We start from the raw sequence: 16,253 nt of genomic DNA, 5'->3' as shown, positions 1-16,253 counted from the left end.
CGGGTAAGATGGCACACTTCGGCGCAGCACCTTTCTGCGCCCCGCCATTCTAAGTCCTGCCCATGCCCTTCGAACTCAGCGTAGACCTCACCACCCTCGCCATCCTGGCCGTCGTTGCGTTTATCGCCGGTTTCATCGACGCCATCGCCGGCGGCGGCGGCTTACTCACCACGCCGGCCCTGCTCACCGCAGGCATGCCGCCCCATCTGGTACTGGGCACCAACAAGCTCAGCTCCACGTTCGGCTCGGCCACCGCCAGTTTTACCTTCTACCGCCGCAAGCTGTTCCACCCGCGCCAGTGGGTGCACGCCATCGTCGGTACGCTGGTGGGTGCACTCGCTGGCGCAGTAGTCGCCCACTACCTGCCTGCTGAAACCCTGAACAAAATGCTGCCGGTGATCGTATTTGCCTGTGGTGTGTACCTGCTGTTCGGTGGTACGCCCAAGGCGCCGCTGGACGCCGACGCGCCGATCAAGAAGAAATGGCAAGCCACCCAGGGCTTTGGCCTGGGCTTCTACGATGGCGTAGCGGGCCCCGGCACCGGGGCGTTCTGGACGGTGAGCACGATGCTGCTCCACCCCATCGACCTGGTCAAAGCCAGCGGCGTGGCGCGCAGCATGAATTTCGTCAGCAACGCGGCGGCGCTGTCGGTGTTTATCTTCAACGGCTCGGTGGATTGGATCGTCGGCCTGGCGATGGGCATTTCGGTAATGGGTGGCGCGTTCTTTGGCGCACGCAGCGCGATCAGCGGCGGCGCCAAATTCATTCGCCCAGTGTTTATCACCGTGGTCCTCGGCCTGACCGTGCGCCTAGCCTGGCAGCACTGGTTCAGCGTGGCCTAGACGACGGGCCAGGTAGAGGTCGATCAGGTAACGCGCAATCGAACGTGACGCCGGCAACGGCGGCAGGTCGTGGATATTGAACCACTGCGCGTCCTCAATCTCGTCAGCCTGGGGCACGATGTCGCCACCCGCGTATTCAGCGTGGAAACCCAGCATCATCGAATGCGGGAACGGCCAGCACTGGCTGCCCATGTACTGGATGTTCTTGACCTCCACCTGCACCTCTTCGCGGACCTCGCGGATCAGGCAGTCTTCGGCCGATTCGCCCGGTTCGGCAAACCCCGCCAACGTGCTGTACACGCCGGTGACAAAACGCGGCGAACGCGCCAGCAGGATCTCGTCGCCACGGGTCACCAGCACGATCATGCTCGGCGAGATTCGCGGGTAGCTGCGCAGGTCACAGGCCTGGCAATACATCGCACGCTCGCGTGGCACCTGGACCATGGCCTGGCCGCAACTGCCGCAAAACCGATGCTCCCGTGCCCACGTGCCGATCTGCGCCGCGTAGCCCAGCACTTTGTACAGGGTGTGATCGCCTTGCAGCATGAAGCCGCGCAGGCCCTGCCAGCTGCAGCCCGGCACTTCGGCCGCCGCGTTGAGTTCCAGCAGGTACACCGGCTCGCCGTCGAGGTGGCCGATGCCATGTTCGGCAAACACCGAAAGGTCCTGGCGCTTGAGCCATTCACGGGGGAACAACGGGCCATTGGTGTCGTGCAAAAAGCCCTCGCGGCTACGGGCAACGGCCCAGCCACCCGGGGTGTCGTTGTCCAGCAGCGTTGTGGTAATCCAGCCTGGGGTCATGTCAGTCAATCCACGAATTCGGGTTTCTGCTTACTCATGTGGGCCGCGATGGCCACACGCAGGTCGTTGGATTGCAACATAGCCGAGTTCCAGGTGGCAACGTATTCCAAGCCATCATGGACGGTGTGGTCACGCATGTAGCTGATCATAGCCTTGGTGCCAGTGACCGCAATCGGTGACTTGGCGGCGATTTCATGGGCGATTTCCATGACGCCGGCCAGCAGGCTGTCCTGATCGGGGTACACACGGTTGACCAAGCCGATGCTGCGCGCTTCCTCGGCGCCAAACTGGCGGCCGGTGTAGGCCAGCTCACGCAGCATGCCGTCGCCAATAATGCGCGGCAGGCGTTGCAGGGTGCCAACGTCAGCGGCCATGCCGATATCGATTTCCTTGATCGAGAATTGCGCACCCTCGGCGGCGTAGCGCATATCACAAGCGCTGATCAGGTCGATGGCGCCGCCGATGCAGTAACCCTGGATTGCCGCCAGTACTGGCTTGCGGCAGTTGTCGACCGCGTTGAACGAAGCCTGCAGTTCGAGAATCTTGCGTCGCAGCAGGCGCGCGTTGCGGCCCACGTCCTTGCCGAAGTCGTTGGCGACCGAGGCCAGCATCATCAGGTCTATCCCTGAGGAGAAGTGCTTGCCGGCGCCACTGAGCACCACGGCGCGCACGGCGTCGGTGTCTTCGACCCATTGGAAGATGTCGATGATTTCGGTCCAGAACGCCGCGTTCATCGCGTTGATCTTTTCCGGGCGGTTGATCTGCACATGGGCAACGTTGCCGGTGAGTTCGACGACGAAAGCTTGGTATTCGGACATGGCAGTAATCCCTGGCTGGCGAGTAATTAGGCCCGAACTATAACAAGGGTGCACAAGGACGCATCGGCCAAAAGCGGGACTGTACACCGTGAAGGAAAAGACGCTGGATAAAACCCTGCGTACACGCCATCCTTCGCGCTTTAAGCCGCCCCACGCGCGGCGCTCGACGTTTAAAGGATATGCCCATGCACGCCCACCCCCTCGCCCCCGCCGAATTCGAATCGATCGAAGATGCCCTGCTCAAATACGGCGACGACCATTCCGTATTGAACCTGGCCGAACTCGACGGCTACTTCACCGCGCTGGTTTCCAGCCCGGTCCAGGTGGATGTGGCTGAGTGGTTCCCGGCCATCTGGGGTGGCCAGAACCCGGAATGGGACAACATGGACGAAGCGCAAAGCTTCCTTGAACTGTGCGTTCGCCATATCAACACCCTGGCCGAACAACTGGCGATTGATGCCAAGGGTTTCAAGGCCCGCTTCGATGAAACCGAACACCAGGGCCAAACCGTAACCCTCGCCGAAGAATGGTGCTTTGGCTACATCCGCGGCGCCGCCATCGGCAACTGGCCGGAACTGCCAGCCGTGCAAGCCGCAGCACTGGAGAAAATTTCCTGGTGCGCCGAGCAGGACAATTTCGAACTGCCGGCAGACCTGGATGTGCAGGCGCACCAGCAGCGTGTCAGCCAAATCGAACCGGCAGCGCGGGCGCTGCATGATTACTGGCTGACAAAACGATAATTTGGCTTTTGATCTTGATCTCAGGCGCCCCGTCAAACACGCTGGCCGAACGCAGGCTCGACAAGCACAGCATCTATACCCGATTATTCGAATCCGCCTGTCGGCCACTCCGTGCCACCTTGCCTTGAATCAGGAGCCCTGTACCTTGAGTTCGCAGAAAACCGTGACCGTTACACCGCCCAACTTCCCCCTCAATGGCAAGGTCGCGCCCCCCGGCTCCAAATCCATTACCAACCGCGCCCTCCTGCTGGCCGCCCTGGCCAAGGGCACCAGCCGCCTCAGCGGCGCGCTCAAAAGCGATGACACCCGCCATATGTCAGTGGCCCTGCGCCAAATGGGCGTAACCATCGACGAGCCGGACGACACCACCTTCGTCGTCACCGGCCAGGGCAAACTGCAACTGCCGGGTCAACCGCTGTTCCTCGGCAACGCAGGCACCGCGATGCGCTTTCTCACCGCTGCCGTTGCCACGGTTGACGGCACCGTTGTGCTGGACGGCGATGACTACATGCAAAAACGCCCGATCGGCCCGCTGCTGGCGACCCTCGGCCAAAACGGTATCCAGGTTGACAGCCCCACCGGTTGCCCACCCGTCACCGTACACGGCGTAGGCAAAATCAAAGCCAAGCGCTTCGAGATCGACGGCGGCCTGTCCAGCCAATACGTATCGGCCCTGCTGATGCTCGCCGCCTGCGGTGAAGCGCCGATTGAAGTGGCGCTGACCGGCAAGGACATCGGTGCGCGTGGCTATGTGGACCTGACCCTGGACTGCATGCGTGCCTTCGGTGCCCAGGTTGAAGAAGTCAACGACACCACCTGGCGCGTCGCCCCTACCGGCTACAGCGCCCATGATTATCTGATCGAACCCGACGCCTCCGCCGCCACTTACCTGTGGGCCGCTGAAGTGTTGACCGGTGGCCGCATCGACATCGGCGTAGCCGCGCAAGACTTTACCCAGCCGGACGCCAAGGCGCAGGCCGTGATCGCGCAATTCCCAGACATGCAGGCGACCGTGGTCGGCTCGCAGATGCAGGACGCCATCCCGACCCTGGCGGTGCTCGCTGCGTTCAACAACACCCCGGTGCGTTTCACTGAGCTCGCCAACCTGCGGGTCAAGGAATGTGACCGCGTACAAGCGCTGCATGACGGCCTGAACGAGATCCGCCCGGGCCTGGCGACCATCGAGGGCGACGACCTGCTGGTCGCCAGTGATCCTGCGCTGGCCGGCACGTCGTGCAACGCGCTGATCGACACCCACGCCGACCACCGCATCGCCATGTGCTTTGCCCTGGCCGGGCTGAAAGTGTCGGGCATCCGTATTCAGGACCCGGACTGCGTAGCCAAGACCTATCCTGAGTACTGGAAGGCTTTGGGCAGTCTTGGGGTCGTGCTGACCTACTGAGCGATCAGCGTCGGAATGGGGAGGCAGTGCACATGACGATTCGCCAACCCTGCCCACCTGGCGCTTGCGTCTGCGACCGCGACGACCTGCTGCAAGCGCCAGGTGCCGACTTGCGCATCCTCAACCTGACGCGTCAGGAAGAGAAGAAACTGCTCGACCGCCTTGAAGACCTCAAGAGCTTGCAAGACCTGGAACGCCTGCAACAGCTGATGTACCAGCAATTGGGCATTCGCGTGCATATCGCACCGGGCCACACCGAGGTCAAGAGCATGCGTGGGATCCAGATCGTGATCGACGAACTGCCGGGCATGTGCCGCAAAACCCGCCAATCGATCCCGGCCGCGATCCGCCGAGGCCTGGAGAAACGACCAGAGATCGCCTACCGCCTGCTGGATGCCCACGACCTGTTTCGCGAAGGTTGAATCAACCGGCGACCGTCTCGCTCTCGAACAGACCCTGGCCCACGGTCTTGGCCTTTTGCAGATGCACTTGCGCCCCGCCGCTTTCCGATTCCAGCATCAGCTGCGACGTCACCACCTGCGCGCCACAATAGTCGAAGATCCCGTAGTCGATCTGCGTGCGCATTGCCTTGGCATAGCCGTGTCGGTCAAACGCATCGTCATCGGCGGCGCCCAAGGCCAGCAGGTGCACCTGTAAGTGCCGCAGTTTCTTCACCACCGGCGTATCGGGGCTGTAGTCGATCGCCCACCCATTGATGAAGACGCGGTCGATCCAGCCCTTGAGCAGGCCCGGCAACGACCACCAGTAAATCGGAAACGCCAGCACCAAGGCATCGGCGCGGTCGATGCGCGCCTGTTCGGCCAGTACGTCGGCCGGTGGCGTGGCGCGGCTGCGATGGACCAGATGGTCGGCAGCGGTGTAGCGCGGGTCAAAACCTTCTGCGGCAATGTCGGCGATTTCGTAGGTGTGACCCGCGGCTGTCAGGCCAACGGCGACTTGGGCAGCCACGCCATGGGTGAGAGATTGCGGGTCGTGATGAGCAACAACGATGAGTGCGTGCATGACATTGACTCCCTTTGGGGTTACGCTGGGCTTAAGTTACGATTAGTAAGTTACTTTTGGTACATAAGCATGTCAAGCAGTGAATCCCCTACCCCACGTCGTCGCCTGTCCCGCGAAGACCGCCTGCGCCAATTGCTGGATGTGGCCTGGCAACTGGTGCGCGATGAAGGCACCGAAGCCCTGACCCTTGGCCGCCTGGCAGAACTGGCAGGGGTGACCAAGCCGGTGGTCTACGACCATTTCGTTACCCGTGCCGGGTTGCTGGTTGCGTTGTATGAGGATTTTGATGCGCGCCAGGATCGGGTATTTGCCAACGCCATAGCGGCCAGCAGCGCCACCCTTGACGATCAGGCCTGGGTGATCGCCGAGTCCTATGTGGATTGTGTGTTATTGCAAGGCCGGGAAATTCCTGGGGTGATTGCGGCACTCAGCAGCTCGCCGGAGCTGGAATCCCTGAAGCGCCAGTACGAGGCGATCTTCCTCGACAAGTGCCGCGCTGCGCTGTCGCCCTTTGGGCGCTTATCCCAGGCCGGTTTGCGGGCGATGCTGGGGGCTGCAGAGGCGCTGTCCCAGGCGGCAGCCAGTGGCGAGATCAGTCGTGAAGAGGCGCAGCAGGAGTTGTTGGCGACCATACTGGCGATGGTTAATCGCGGCCGCGTTTAGGTCATTGCTACTTGGGATGTTGTGGCGAGGGAGCTTGCTCCCGTGGCGGCCTGATAGTCGCTCGAGCCCTATCAGGTGTAAATGAGGTTCAAATGTGGGAGCTGGCTTGCCTGCGATCGCGGTGATTCTGCCACTGAAAGGGTGACTGACAAGGCCACATCGCACTGTAGTGAGCGGGCTTGCCCCGCGCTGGGCTGCGAAGCGGCCCCAATAAGGCCGCCGCGTTTTTTCAGGTAGAACGCGATATCAGGATTTAGGGCCGCTTCGCAGCCCAGCGCGGGGCAAGCCCGCTCACTACAAGTGCACTTGGGCCACGACAACAAGCGAGTCAGTGCCCAGCCACAAACAACTGAACCTTGCGCGCCAACTGATCAAGGTGCCGATCGCGCTGCTTTTCCGCATCCACCATCGCTCGCTTGCCGTGTTTTTGTAGCAGGTACGTATGAATCTGCCGCACTTCCAGCGAGTTGTAGATCGCCGCCACATCCAACACACCCATCAAGCCATCGGTGCCGTAGTCCCGCGTGTTCATCAGCACTTGGGTGCCGCGCGCGCCGCGCACTTGAAAGCCCATGCCTTCAAACGCCGGCACCTTTTCCACTGAGCACGCCAGCTCCGCATGGGGATAACGACTCAGCACGTCGCGCATCATCGCGCGTGCCACACCCTGGCGCCGGTAACCGACTTGCACCGCCATGAACGCGACGCCACAGGCCTCGGGGTCATCCTTCACTGGCAGAGACAGCACAAAGCCAATGACCTTTTCCGGGTCCTGCGCATCGGTCGCCACGACCAACTCGACGGCAATGCCCTTTGAACCGTTCAGTGCTTCCAGGTACAGGTGCACCTCAAAGCCGGTGGCGTACTGGTAGATGTTGTACAGCAGGTTGCTCGGCGGCAGTCCCACGCTGCTGATGTCGGTGAGGTTGTCCACCACCATCTGCAGGATCTGGCCATTTACAGGCTCGGGGCACGGTGTGGTGTAGCGGGTAAGGCTGAACATGCAAATTCCTGGGTTTAGCATCAAGGCAGCGGCGATTGTACCCGTTGCAGCCTGCACACCTCACGCAAACATCCGCGCAACCAGCGATGGGCAAGGTCGGCATCCAGCCTGGGGTGCCAGAGCATCGCCACGGTAAACGTGGGTAACGCCAGCGGCAGCACAAAGGTGTGCAGCCCTTCACGTTGATGGACGGTGTAGCGCTCGGGCACGCTGGCGATCAGGTCGGTGTCGCGAGCCAGGGCAATGGCGGTGGCGAAACCGGCGACGAGGGTACTGATCTGCCGCGTGAGGCCCATGGCTTCAAGTACGTCATCGATCTGCCCCCGCGCCTGGCCACGGCGCGATACGTAGACATGCTGGCCACTGACATAGCGTTCGACAGTCACCTCGCCCTGGCTGATCGGATGGCCGCTGCGCACTACGCCAACCAGACGGTCACGAAACAATGCCTGGGTCAGCACTTCCGGGCTGGCGGCGGGGTCGACCACGCCGGTTTCCAGGTCGACACTGCCTTCACGCAGCAACGCGCTGGCTTTATCGGTCTTGTTGATGAACCGCAGGCGCACGCCGGGTGCATCCTGAGCGATGCGGGCGAGCAACGCCGGGCCGAAGTTTTCGACGAACTCTTCGCTGGTACGCAAGGTAAACGTGCGTTCGACCTGAGCCATGTCCACCGATTGCACAGGGCGCAGCACCGCAGTGGCCTCCTGCACCAGGCGGCTGACCTGTTCGCGCAGCTCCACTGCCCTTGGCGTCGGCACCAAGCCGCGCCCGGCGCGCACCAACAACGGGTCGCCGGTGGTTTCACGCAAGCGTGCCAACGCACGGCTCATCGCCGAAGGGCTCAGGCACAAGCGCCTGGCCGCGGCGGCGACGCTGCCTTCGGCAAGCAATACATCCAGAGTGACCAGCAGATTGAGATCGGGCATCGGCGTTCCTTATCAGGCGTTACGCGCAGGTATTAACTGCAACCCATGCGTCTTCCGCCATGTTAGGCCACGCCGTAGATTTGCGACAGTTGCCTTCATTCAAGGATTCCCCATGCATAACGCCTCACGCGGCAGCCTCGTCAGCCTGTCGCTTTCCATGTTGCTGGCCTCCCTCGGCACCAGCATTGCCAACGTCGGCCTGCCCAGCCTGGCGCGGGCGTTCGATGCGTCTTTCCACGCCGTGCAGTGGGTGGTGCTGGCCTACCTGCTGGCGATCACGGCGGTGATTGTGAGTGCCGGACGCCTGGGCGACCGACTGGGCCGTCGACGGTTGCTGCTTGCGGGGCTGCTGCTGTTCGCCGTGGCGTGTGGGCTGTGCGGCATGGCACCTGCGCTTGAATGGCTGATTGTCGCGCGCGTCCTGCAAGGGTTGGGCGCGGCAGTCATGATGGCGATGGCGTTGGGGATGGTGGGTGACACGGTGACTAAGCAACGTACGGGGCGAGTGATGGGCTTGCTGGGCACGATGTCGGCCGTCGGTACCGCCATGGGGCCCAGCGTCGGTGGTGTGTTACTGAGCGTCTGGGGCTGGCGCTCGATATTCCTGGTCGGCGTTCCGCTGGGGTTGATGGCGGTCGCCCTCGCCTATCGTTATTTACCGGTCGATGGGCAGCGTGAGTCATCGCCCACAGGCTCAAACTTCTGGTCGTCATTGCAGGACGCCTCGTTGCGCGCCGGCCTGGCCATGAGTGCCTTGGTGGCCGCCGTGATCATGGCCACCTTTGTGGTGGGGCCGTTTTATTTGTCCCGTGGCCTGGGGCTTGCGCCTGAGTGGATGGGCCTGGCCATGGCGGTCGGGCCGTGTATCGCGGCCGTGACCGGCGTACCCGCCGGCCGCCTGACCGACCGCCTCGGAAGCCGACGCATGACACTCGCCGGGCTGGGCGTGCTGGCCTGTGGCACACTGCTGCTGTCATTCACCTCGGGGCTGTTCATGTACCTGGGTGCGCTGGTCATTCTGACCACCGGCTACAGCCTGTTCCAAGCCGCGAACAACACCGCTGTAATGAAGGATGTGCAGCCAGCGAACCGAGGCACTGTCTCCGGCCTGCTGAACCTGTCGCGCAATCTCGGCTTGATTGTCGGCGCGTCGGTCCTCGGCGCGGTGTTCGCCTGGGCCACGCCGGAGGTGACTCACGCCACCGCGCAATCAGTGGCCAACGGCCTGCACGTCACCTTCGGCGTGGCGCTGGGTGTGATCCTGCTCGCAGGTGCGATACGGACATTGACAAGATAAAATCGTAACGACTATTGTCTGACAACCTGATCAATAAGGTTGTCCCATGCTTGAGCTCCAGCGCCCCGATTCGCTTGTCGTACGGGTTGTCAGCGCGATTCGCGCAGAAATCGAATCCGGCCAATTGCCGCCTGAGTCGCGCCTGCCCACCGAACAGCAACTGGCCGAACAACTCAACGTCAGTCGCTCCGTGGTGCGTGAAGCCATTGCTCAACTCAAAGCCGACGGCGTGATCACCGCCCGCCGTGGCCTGGGTTCATTTATCTCGCAGACGCCCGCCGGCACGGTGTTCCGTTTTCCTCAGCAGAACGGACGTCGCGCTGACTTGGCGCAAATGTTCGAAGTGCGCCTGTGGATCGAAACCACGGCCGCCTCGATTGCCGCCCAACGCCGCGACGACGCCGACCTGCAACGCATGAAGAGCGCCTTGCAGGACATGCAAGACAACCGCGACAACTTTGAAGCAGCGGCGCTGGCCGATGTGGAATTCCACCGCGCCATCGCCGACGCCAGCAAGAATGACTACTTCGTGGCCTTCCATGACTTCCTAAGAAGCCAATTGGCCAGTGCGCGCAAAACCGCTTGGGAAAACTCGGCATCGCGCTTTGCCAACGGTTCTGCCGACGCCACCGAGGAACACCAATTGTTGTACCAGGCTATTGCAGACGGCGACGCCCAACGCGCCGCGGCCAGCGCCGAAGCCCACTTGCGTGCGGCGGCGCGGCGCCTGCAACTGGAATTGCCGGCCACCCATTGACCGATTAACCCTTTTTACAGCGTGTCCCTGACACGCCATTTTTTTAACAAAACCATTAGTCTGACAACCTGATAAGCAGACCGAAATGTGCACGCTTGGGGACTTCACACAATGATTCATGATTTTTGCATTATCGGGGGCGGCATCATTGGCTTGGCCACCGCAATGGAGCTGCTCAAACGCCAGCCCGGTGCCTCGTTGGTGATCGTGGAAAAAGAATCGGTGTTGGCCAAGCACCAGACCGGCCACAACAGCGGTGTGATCCACGCCGGCATTTACTACGCACCCGGCAGCCTCAAGGCCGACTTGTGCAAGCGCGGCGCCGAAGCCACCAAACAGTTCTGCACCGAACACGGCATCAAGTTCGAGGTGTGCGGCAAGCTGCTGGTCGCCTCAAGCCCGCTGGAAATGCAGCGCATGGAAGCCCTGTACGCGCGCGCCCAGCTCAATGGCATGAAGGTCGAGCGCCTGGACGCCGAGCAGTTGCGTCAGCGTGAACCGAACATCGTCGGCCTGGGCGGGCTGTTTCTGGATGCCACCGGCATCGTCGATTACCGCCAGGTGTGCGAGACCATGGCCCAAGTGATCCGTCGCAGCGGCGGCGAGATCTGCCTGGAACGCACCGTCACCGCCATCCACGAAGACACCGACAAAGTCACCGTCAGCACCCGTGGTGAAACCTGGCAGGCGCGCCACTTGGTGGTGTGTGCCGGGCTCCAGTCCGACCGCCTGGCGACCCTGGCCGGGGTAAAGATCGACCACCAGATCATCCCGTTTCGCGGCGAATACTTTCGTCTGCCGGCGTCGAAAAACAACATCGTCAATCACCTGATCTACCCGATTCCCGACCCGGAGCTGCCGTTCCTCGGCGTGCACCTGACCCGCATGATCGACGGCAGTGTGACCGTCGGCCCCAACGCCGTGCTGGGCCTGGGCCGCGAGAACTACCGCAAGTTCTCGGTGAACTGGCGCGACGTGGCGCAATACGCCCGCTTTCCCGGTTTCTGGAAAACCCTCTGGCAGAACCTCGGCTCCGGCACCACCGAGATGAAGAACTCGCTGTTCAAGTCCGGCTACCTCGCGCAATGCCGCAAGTACTGCCCGTCGCTGACCCTTGACGATTTGCTGCCCTACGAGGCCGGTATCCGCGCCCAGGCAGTGATGCGCGACGGCAGCCTGGTGCACGATTTCCTGTTCGCCCAGACCCCGCGAATGCTCCACGTATGCAACGCGCCCTCACCCGCCGCCACCTCAGCCATGCCCATCGGCGCGATGATCGCCGACCGCCTGTTCAAGCCCGAGTAACACCCGCCAATACGCGTCCATTTGACAATAACTATAAAGACCCAGAAGGAAGTACAGCATGACGGCATCAACCTCCATCCCCACCACGGAAACGCCCGAACAGACCCGCAAGCGCCTGCGCAAAGTCGCCGCTGCCACGATCTTTGGCTCAATGCTGGAGTGGTATGACTTTTACCTGTACGCCACCATGGCGGCCATTGTGTTCTCGAAGATCTTCTTTGATAACAGCGACCCGAAGACCGCCACGTTGATGGCCTTTTCCACCTTTGCCATCGGCTTCATCGCGCGTCCATTCGGCGGCATTCTGTTTGGCTACCTGGGTGACAAGTTCGGCCGCAAGCAAGTGCTGGTGCTGACTTTCTGCCTGATGGGCGTGTGCACCACGCTGATCGGCCTGATCCCCAGCTACGCCTCTATCGGCATCTGGGCGCCGATCGTGCTGGTGTTTATCCGCATCATCCAGGGCCTGGGCGCCGGTGCCGAGCTGTCCGGGGCGGCGGTGACCTCCTATGAACACGCCTCCCAGGGCAAGCGCGGCAGCCAGGGTGCATGGCCGGCGCTGGGCCTGAACCTGGGCCTGTTGCTGTCATCGCTCACCGTGTACCTGCTGACCATCAACGGCAACGAATTCCTGCTGGCCGGCGGTTGGCGCATTCCGTTTATCTGCAGCATCGTTCTGGTGGGTGTCGGCCTGTGGGTGCGCAACAGCATTCCGGAAACCCCGCAATTCAATGAGCTGAGCAAAGCAGCGACTCAGGAAAAAGCCTCGCCCCTCAAGGCCTTGTTCAAGAACGACCTGAAGGGCATGGCCGTGGTGTTCTTCGTGGCCATCGGCTACAACGCGTTGAGTTACATCTTCAAGACCTTCTCGCTGGCGTACCTGACCCAGTTCAAAGGCGTGGATGTGCACGTCACCTCGCTGTCGGTGACCATCGCCAGCTTGATTGCTATCGTCGCCGTGCCTTGCTTCGGCTGGCTGTGCGACACGTGGAGCAGCAAAACCGTGCTGGTGCTCGGCGGGGTGTTTTCGTTGCTGTTCGCCTACCCGTTCCTGGCCCTGCTCAACACGGGCGAAAGCCTGATGATCTACATCGCCATTGGCGTGGGCACCGGCATTCTTGCGCCGATGATGTTTGCCCCCCAGGGTTCGTTCCTGAGCCGACAGTTCCCCACCCAGACCCGTTCATCAGGCTTTGGCACTGGCCGCGAAATCGGCACGGCCATCGCGGGAGGCCTGGCGCCGCTGGGTGCCTTGTCGATGGTGGCGGCCTCGGCCACGCATTCCACTGATGGCGTTGTGATCATCCTCGCCATTTCTGCAGCGCTGGTGGTGGTGTTCGCTTTGTGCGATCAGGGCCGTAAACACTCGGCATTCAAAAACTAAAGGAAAAAGTTCGGACTAACGGGTGCATGGATGCACCCGGATCGCGCATCATGGGCACTTTCAAGCTCAAGGGTAACGTCCATGCGCGTTCTGTCATTGATGATGGGTCTTACGACGCTGGCCGCCACTACGGTGTTCTGCGCCAGCGCGATGGCGAATGAAGAAAGTCAGCTAGTCCAACAGATCAACCAATACCGCAGCCAGGTGCAACGCTGCGGTGACCAGGGTTCCCAGGAACTGCCACCGCTGGCCAGCGACACGCGATTGGTGCTGCCCGCCAACAATGTGGGCGACTTGCAGCAAGCGCTGGCGCGGGCCGCGTACCCGATGGTCAACGTACAGGCCATCAGCCTGTCGGGGCCCAAGGATGCGCAGTCAGCCATGAAGGCCGTGCGCGAAAGCTTCTGCCGTGTGGTGCTGGACCCGCAATTTGTCGACATCGGCGTGAGCAACAGCGGCCAGGACTGGCGCATCGTGCTCGCCCGCCCGCTGCTGACCAGCGGCCTCGGCGATTGGCAGACCGAAGGTAAGCAATTGCTCAACCTGATCAATACCGCCCGCGCCCAACCGCGCCAATGCGGTACCCAGGCGTTTACCGCGACCACGCCATTGTCCTGGAATGAAGACCTGGCCGGCGCCGCCAACAGCCATACGCGCAACATGGCCAACGGTAACTTCTTCGACCACCTCGACCACGACGGCCGTACCCCCGGCGACCGCGCCGAACTGGCCGGGTACACCGCGAAGACCATTGGCGAAAATATCGCGGCCGGCCTGGACACCCCGCGCAAGGTCGTGGACGGCTGGCTTGCCAGCCCGGGCCATTGCGCCAACCTCATGAACCCGCAATTCCGCGAGCTGGGTGCGGCCTATGCGATGGACCCGAAGAGTGACGCAGGCATCTATTGGACGGGGGTTTTCGGCGCGCAGTAAAGGCGGTACTGGCAGATTGAAATGCAGGGAGCATCAAATTGCCATCTCATGGATAATCCCGCTGAACTGGCAGCGGCCGTCCCGGTCTGTAGCTTGGCAGCCTGATGTCTGGGGCAAATGAATAGACCGAGGCAAACAAGGTGCTCTTGCAATGATGAAATGGCTGCAAAGCAGCAGCGACATGGCTGAGCGGGTTCGCCAGCATGATTGGGCGAAAACGCCCCTGGGGCCGCCGGAGCAGTGGCCGGACGTGCTCAAGACCACCGTCGCGTTATGCCTTGCCTCGAGTTTCCCCCAATCCATCGTGTGGGGGCCTCAACTGACCATGCTGTATAACGACGCCTTCATTCCGATCCTCGGCGATAAACCCGATGCATTGGGCCGCCCGTTCAGCGAAGTCTGGCGTGAGGTCTGGGCCGATGTCAGCCCTATCGCCAACGCGGCATTCGAAGGCCGTGCCACTTACATCGAGAACTTCCCGCTGCAGATCGAGCGCGGCATGGGTGTCGAACAAGCGTACTTTACCTTTTGCTACAGCCCCATCCGTGATCCCAAGGGCAATGTGGTGGGCATGCTCGATACCGTCACCGAAACCACCGCCACCGTATTCCTGAACCGCCGCCTGGCCGTGTTGGACGCCGTGGGCAGCGCCGTGGCCAATGCCACCGATGCGCAAAGCATCATGTCGATCACTACGCGCCTGCTTGCCGAGCACCTGCAAGTTTCCAATTGCGCCTACGCCGATATGGACGACGATGAAGACGGCTTTACCATTCGTGGCAATTGGGCCGCGCCCGGCTCGCCAAGCATCGTGGGGCGCTACAGCCTGGCCTCGTTCGGCGCAAGGGCGGTGCAACAACTGCGCGGCGGTGAACCGTTGGTGGTCGAAGACAATCGCATTGAGTTCGCCCCCGAGGTTGCCGCCAGCTATCAGGCCCTGGGTGTGCTGGCGACGGCGTGCTTCCCACTCATCAAGAACGGCCGCCTGACCGCCTTGATGGCCGTGCACCACAAAACCGCCCGGGCCTGGTCGCCTTATGACCTGGCATTGGTCGGCGAAGTCACCGAGCGTTCCTGGGCGCATATCGAGCGGGTGCGTGCCGACGCCGCCGTACGCGAAGGCCTGGCCGCGTTCACCGAGCTGAACGCTACCCTGGAACAACGCGTGCAAGAGCGCACCGCCGCCCTCACCCAAGCCGAAGCCGCGCTGCGCCAGTCGCAGAAGCTGGAAGCCATCGGCCAATTGACCGGTGGCGTGGCCCATGACTTCAACAACTTGTTGACCATCATTCGTTCGTCCGTGGATTTCCTGCGTCAGCCCGGGCTCTCCGAGGCACGACGCCAACGCTATATGAGCGCGGTTTCCGACACCGTCGAGCGCGCCAGCAAGCTCACCAGCCAACTGCTCGCCTTCGCCCGGCGCCAACCCCTGAACCCGGAAGTCTTCGATGTGGGCCAACGGGTCAAGAACATCGGCGAGATGCTCGAAAGCGTCACCGGCGCGCGTATCCATGTGCAGGTGCAACTGCCCGAGCGGCCTTGCTATGCGCGTGTCGACACCAGCCAGTTCGAGACCGCACTGATCAATATCGCCCTGAATGCCCGGGATGCGATGGACGGCCAAGGCACCCTGACCTTGCACGTGGCCACTGTGGACGCGATGCCGCGCATCCGCGGTGATCAGCAAGTACGCCAACCCTTTGTAACCGTCTCCTTGGCTGACACTGGCAGCGGAATTCCCGCTGACACCTTCGAGCGCATTTTCGAGCCGTTCTTTACCACCAAGGCTGTAGGCAAAGGCACTGGGCTGGGGTTGTCCCAGGTATTCGGGTTTGCCAAGCAGTCCGGCGGTAACGTTGACGTGGCCAGCCACCCAGACCGGGGAACGGTGTTTACCCTGTACCTGCCGGAAGTCGCGCCGCCGGTGACGCAGCACACGCCGATAGCGACAGGCCAGCCGCCGCCCCAAGACACGACCCAGCGCCATATCCTGATCGTGGAAGACAACCTGGAAGTGGGTCGCTTTGCCAACCAGATCCTGCAGGACCTGGGTTACCAGACCACTTGGGCCACCAATGCCGAACAGGCACTCGCGCTGGCCGGTGCGGATGCCCTGGCATTCGATGGGGTATTTTCGGATGTCGTGATGCCTGGCATGACCGGTGTGGCAATGGTCAAAATCCTGCGTCAACGGCGCCCGGACTTGCCGGTGGTGCTCACCTCCGGCTACAGCGAAGAGCTGGCCGAAAGTGGCTATGAAGGCGTCGAGTTCCTGGCCAAGCCCTACTCCGCCGACCAGGTTGCGCGGGCGCTGAGCAAGGCAATGCTCTAGAAGCGGATAACATCGTGCGCTTCT

General features: G+C 62.0%; 16 protein-coding genes. 11 read left to right on the top strand and 5 right to left on the bottom strand.

The window, feature by feature from the left end; all coding sequences use genetic code 11:
- The first annotated feature begins 62 nt into the window (after positions 1 to 62).
- Positions 63 to 842, top strand: a complete 780-nt coding sequence (locus tag HU722_RS13745) for a TSUP family transporter (protein WP_049708563.1) — start codon at positions 63 to 65, stop codon at positions 840 to 842.
- Here HU722_RS13745 and nudC read toward each other — a convergent pair.
- Together nudC and HU722_RS13735 are read right to left on the bottom strand one after the other, a co-directional pair.
- Positions 810 to 1,643 carry an NAD(+) diphosphatase gene (nudC, locus tag HU722_RS13740; protein WP_065881500.1) on the bottom strand — a complete coding sequence of 278 codons (834 nt, stop codon included), beginning with the start codon at positions 1,641 to 1,643 and terminating at the stop codon, positions 810 to 812. The two genes, HU722_RS13745 and nudC, sit on opposite strands and share 33 nt — an antisense overlap.
- Positions 1,644 to 1,648: 5 nt before the next feature.
- Positions 1,649 to 2,461, bottom strand: a complete 813-nt coding sequence (locus tag HU722_RS13735; RefSeq protein WP_065876299.1) for a crotonase/enoyl-CoA hydratase family protein — start codon at positions 2,459 to 2,461, stop codon at positions 1,649 to 1,651.
- 185 nt (positions 2,462 to 2,646) lie between these two features.
- Here HU722_RS13735 and HU722_RS13730 point away from each other — a divergent pair, with 185 nt between their 5' ends.
- From HU722_RS13730 to HU722_RS13720, 3 genes are all read left to right on the top strand, one after another.
- Positions 2,647 to 3,201 (top strand): UPF0149 family protein, encoded by a 555-nt coding sequence (locus HU722_RS13730; RefSeq protein ID WP_065889760.1) that lies wholly within the window; start codon positions 2,647 to 2,649, stop codon positions 3,199 to 3,201.
- 145 nt (positions 3,202 to 3,346) lie between these two features.
- A complete protein-coding gene (locus tag HU722_RS13725) occupies positions 3,347 to 4,603 on the top strand; it encodes a 3-phosphoshikimate 1-carboxyvinyltransferase (RefSeq protein ID WP_065881505.1) in 1,257 nt (418 codons plus the stop codon).
- A 32-nt stretch (positions 4,604 to 4,635) separates the two neighbouring features.
- On the top strand, positions 4,636 to 5,025 hold the full coding sequence (locus tag HU722_RS13720; RefSeq protein WP_065876302.1) for a hypothetical protein: 390 nt from the start codon (positions 4,636 to 4,638) through the stop codon (positions 5,023 to 5,025).
- A gap of 1 nt (position 5,026) precedes the next feature.
- On the opposite strand, the gene HU722_RS13715 is transcribed toward HU722_RS13720, so the two are convergent.
- Complete coding sequence (locus tag HU722_RS13715; protein ID WP_065889758.1) at positions 5,027 to 5,626, bottom strand: NAD(P)H-dependent oxidoreductase; 600 nt, start codon at positions 5,624 to 5,626, stop codon at positions 5,027 to 5,029.
- A gap of 69 nt (positions 5,627 to 5,695) precedes the next feature.
- Here HU722_RS13715 and HU722_RS13710 point away from each other — a divergent pair, with 69 nt between their 5' ends.
- The gene (locus HU722_RS13710) at positions 5,696 to 6,289 is read left to right on the top strand and encodes a TetR/AcrR family transcriptional regulator (RefSeq protein ID WP_186755095.1); all 594 of its coding nucleotides are present in this window, start codon (positions 5,696 to 5,698) and stop codon (positions 6,287 to 6,289) included.
- Positions 6,290 to 6,617: 328 nt separating this feature from the next.
- On the opposite strand, the gene HU722_RS13705 is transcribed toward HU722_RS13710, so the two are convergent.
- Both HU722_RS13705 and HU722_RS13700 read right to left on the bottom strand, forming a co-directional pair.
- Positions 6,618 to 7,292, bottom strand: a complete 675-nt coding sequence (locus HU722_RS13705) for a GNAT family N-acetyltransferase (RefSeq protein WP_065889756.1) — start codon at positions 7,290 to 7,292, stop codon at positions 6,618 to 6,620.
- A gap of 20 nt (positions 7,293 to 7,312) precedes the next feature.
- Entirely contained in the window at positions 7,313 to 8,221 is a 909-nt protein-coding gene (locus HU722_RS13700) for a LysR family transcriptional regulator (protein ID WP_065889751.1), read from the bottom strand.
- A gap of 112 nt (positions 8,222 to 8,333) precedes the next feature.
- Between HU722_RS13700 and HU722_RS13695 the strand changes: the two genes are divergently transcribed.
- The 6 genes from HU722_RS13695 to HU722_RS13670 all read left to right on the top strand — a co-directional run bounded on the left by HU722_RS13695 (position 8,334) and on the right by HU722_RS13670 (position 16,229).
- On the top strand, positions 8,334 to 9,518 hold the full coding sequence (locus HU722_RS13695) for an MFS transporter (RefSeq protein WP_186755097.1): 1,185 nt from the start codon (positions 8,334 to 8,336) through the stop codon (positions 9,516 to 9,518).
- Between the two features lie 46 nt (positions 9,519 to 9,564).
- On the top strand, positions 9,565 to 10,275 hold the full coding sequence (locus tag HU722_RS13690; RefSeq protein ID WP_065876308.1) for a FadR/GntR family transcriptional regulator: 711 nt from the start codon (positions 9,565 to 9,567) through the stop codon (positions 10,273 to 10,275).
- A gap of 111 nt (positions 10,276 to 10,386) precedes the next feature.
- Positions 10,387 to 11,580 carry an L-2-hydroxyglutarate oxidase gene (gene lhgO, locus HU722_RS13685; RefSeq protein WP_065876309.1) on the top strand — a complete coding sequence of 398 codons (1,194 nt, stop codon included), beginning with the start codon at positions 10,387 to 10,389 and terminating at the stop codon, positions 11,578 to 11,580.
- Between the two features lie 58 nt (positions 11,581 to 11,638).
- A complete protein-coding gene (locus HU722_RS13680; protein ID WP_186755099.1) occupies positions 11,639 to 12,964 on the top strand; it encodes an MFS transporter in 1,326 nt (441 codons plus the stop codon).
- A gap of 81 nt (positions 12,965 to 13,045) precedes the next feature.
- Positions 13,046 to 13,897: a CAP domain-containing protein gene (locus tag HU722_RS13675; protein ID WP_065876311.1), complete on the top strand. Its 852-nt coding sequence runs from the start codon at positions 13,046 to 13,048 to the stop codon at positions 13,895 to 13,897.
- Between the two features lie 151 nt (positions 13,898 to 14,048).
- Positions 14,049 to 16,229, top strand: coding sequence for an ATP-binding protein (locus HU722_RS13670; protein WP_186755101.1), 2,181 nt, complete (start codon positions 14,049 to 14,051; stop codon positions 16,227 to 16,229).
- The last annotated feature ends 24 nt before the right edge of the window (positions 16,230 to 16,253 follow it).

The organism is Pseudomonas tritici, from assembly GCF_014268275.3.
In the GTDB taxonomy this organism is placed as follows: domain Bacteria; phylum Pseudomonadota; class Gammaproteobacteria; order Pseudomonadales; family Pseudomonadaceae; genus Aquipseudomonas; species Aquipseudomonas tritici.
The sequence above is the reverse complement of the archived record's forward strand: the minus strand, read 5'-3'. Positions and strand labels throughout refer to the sequence as shown.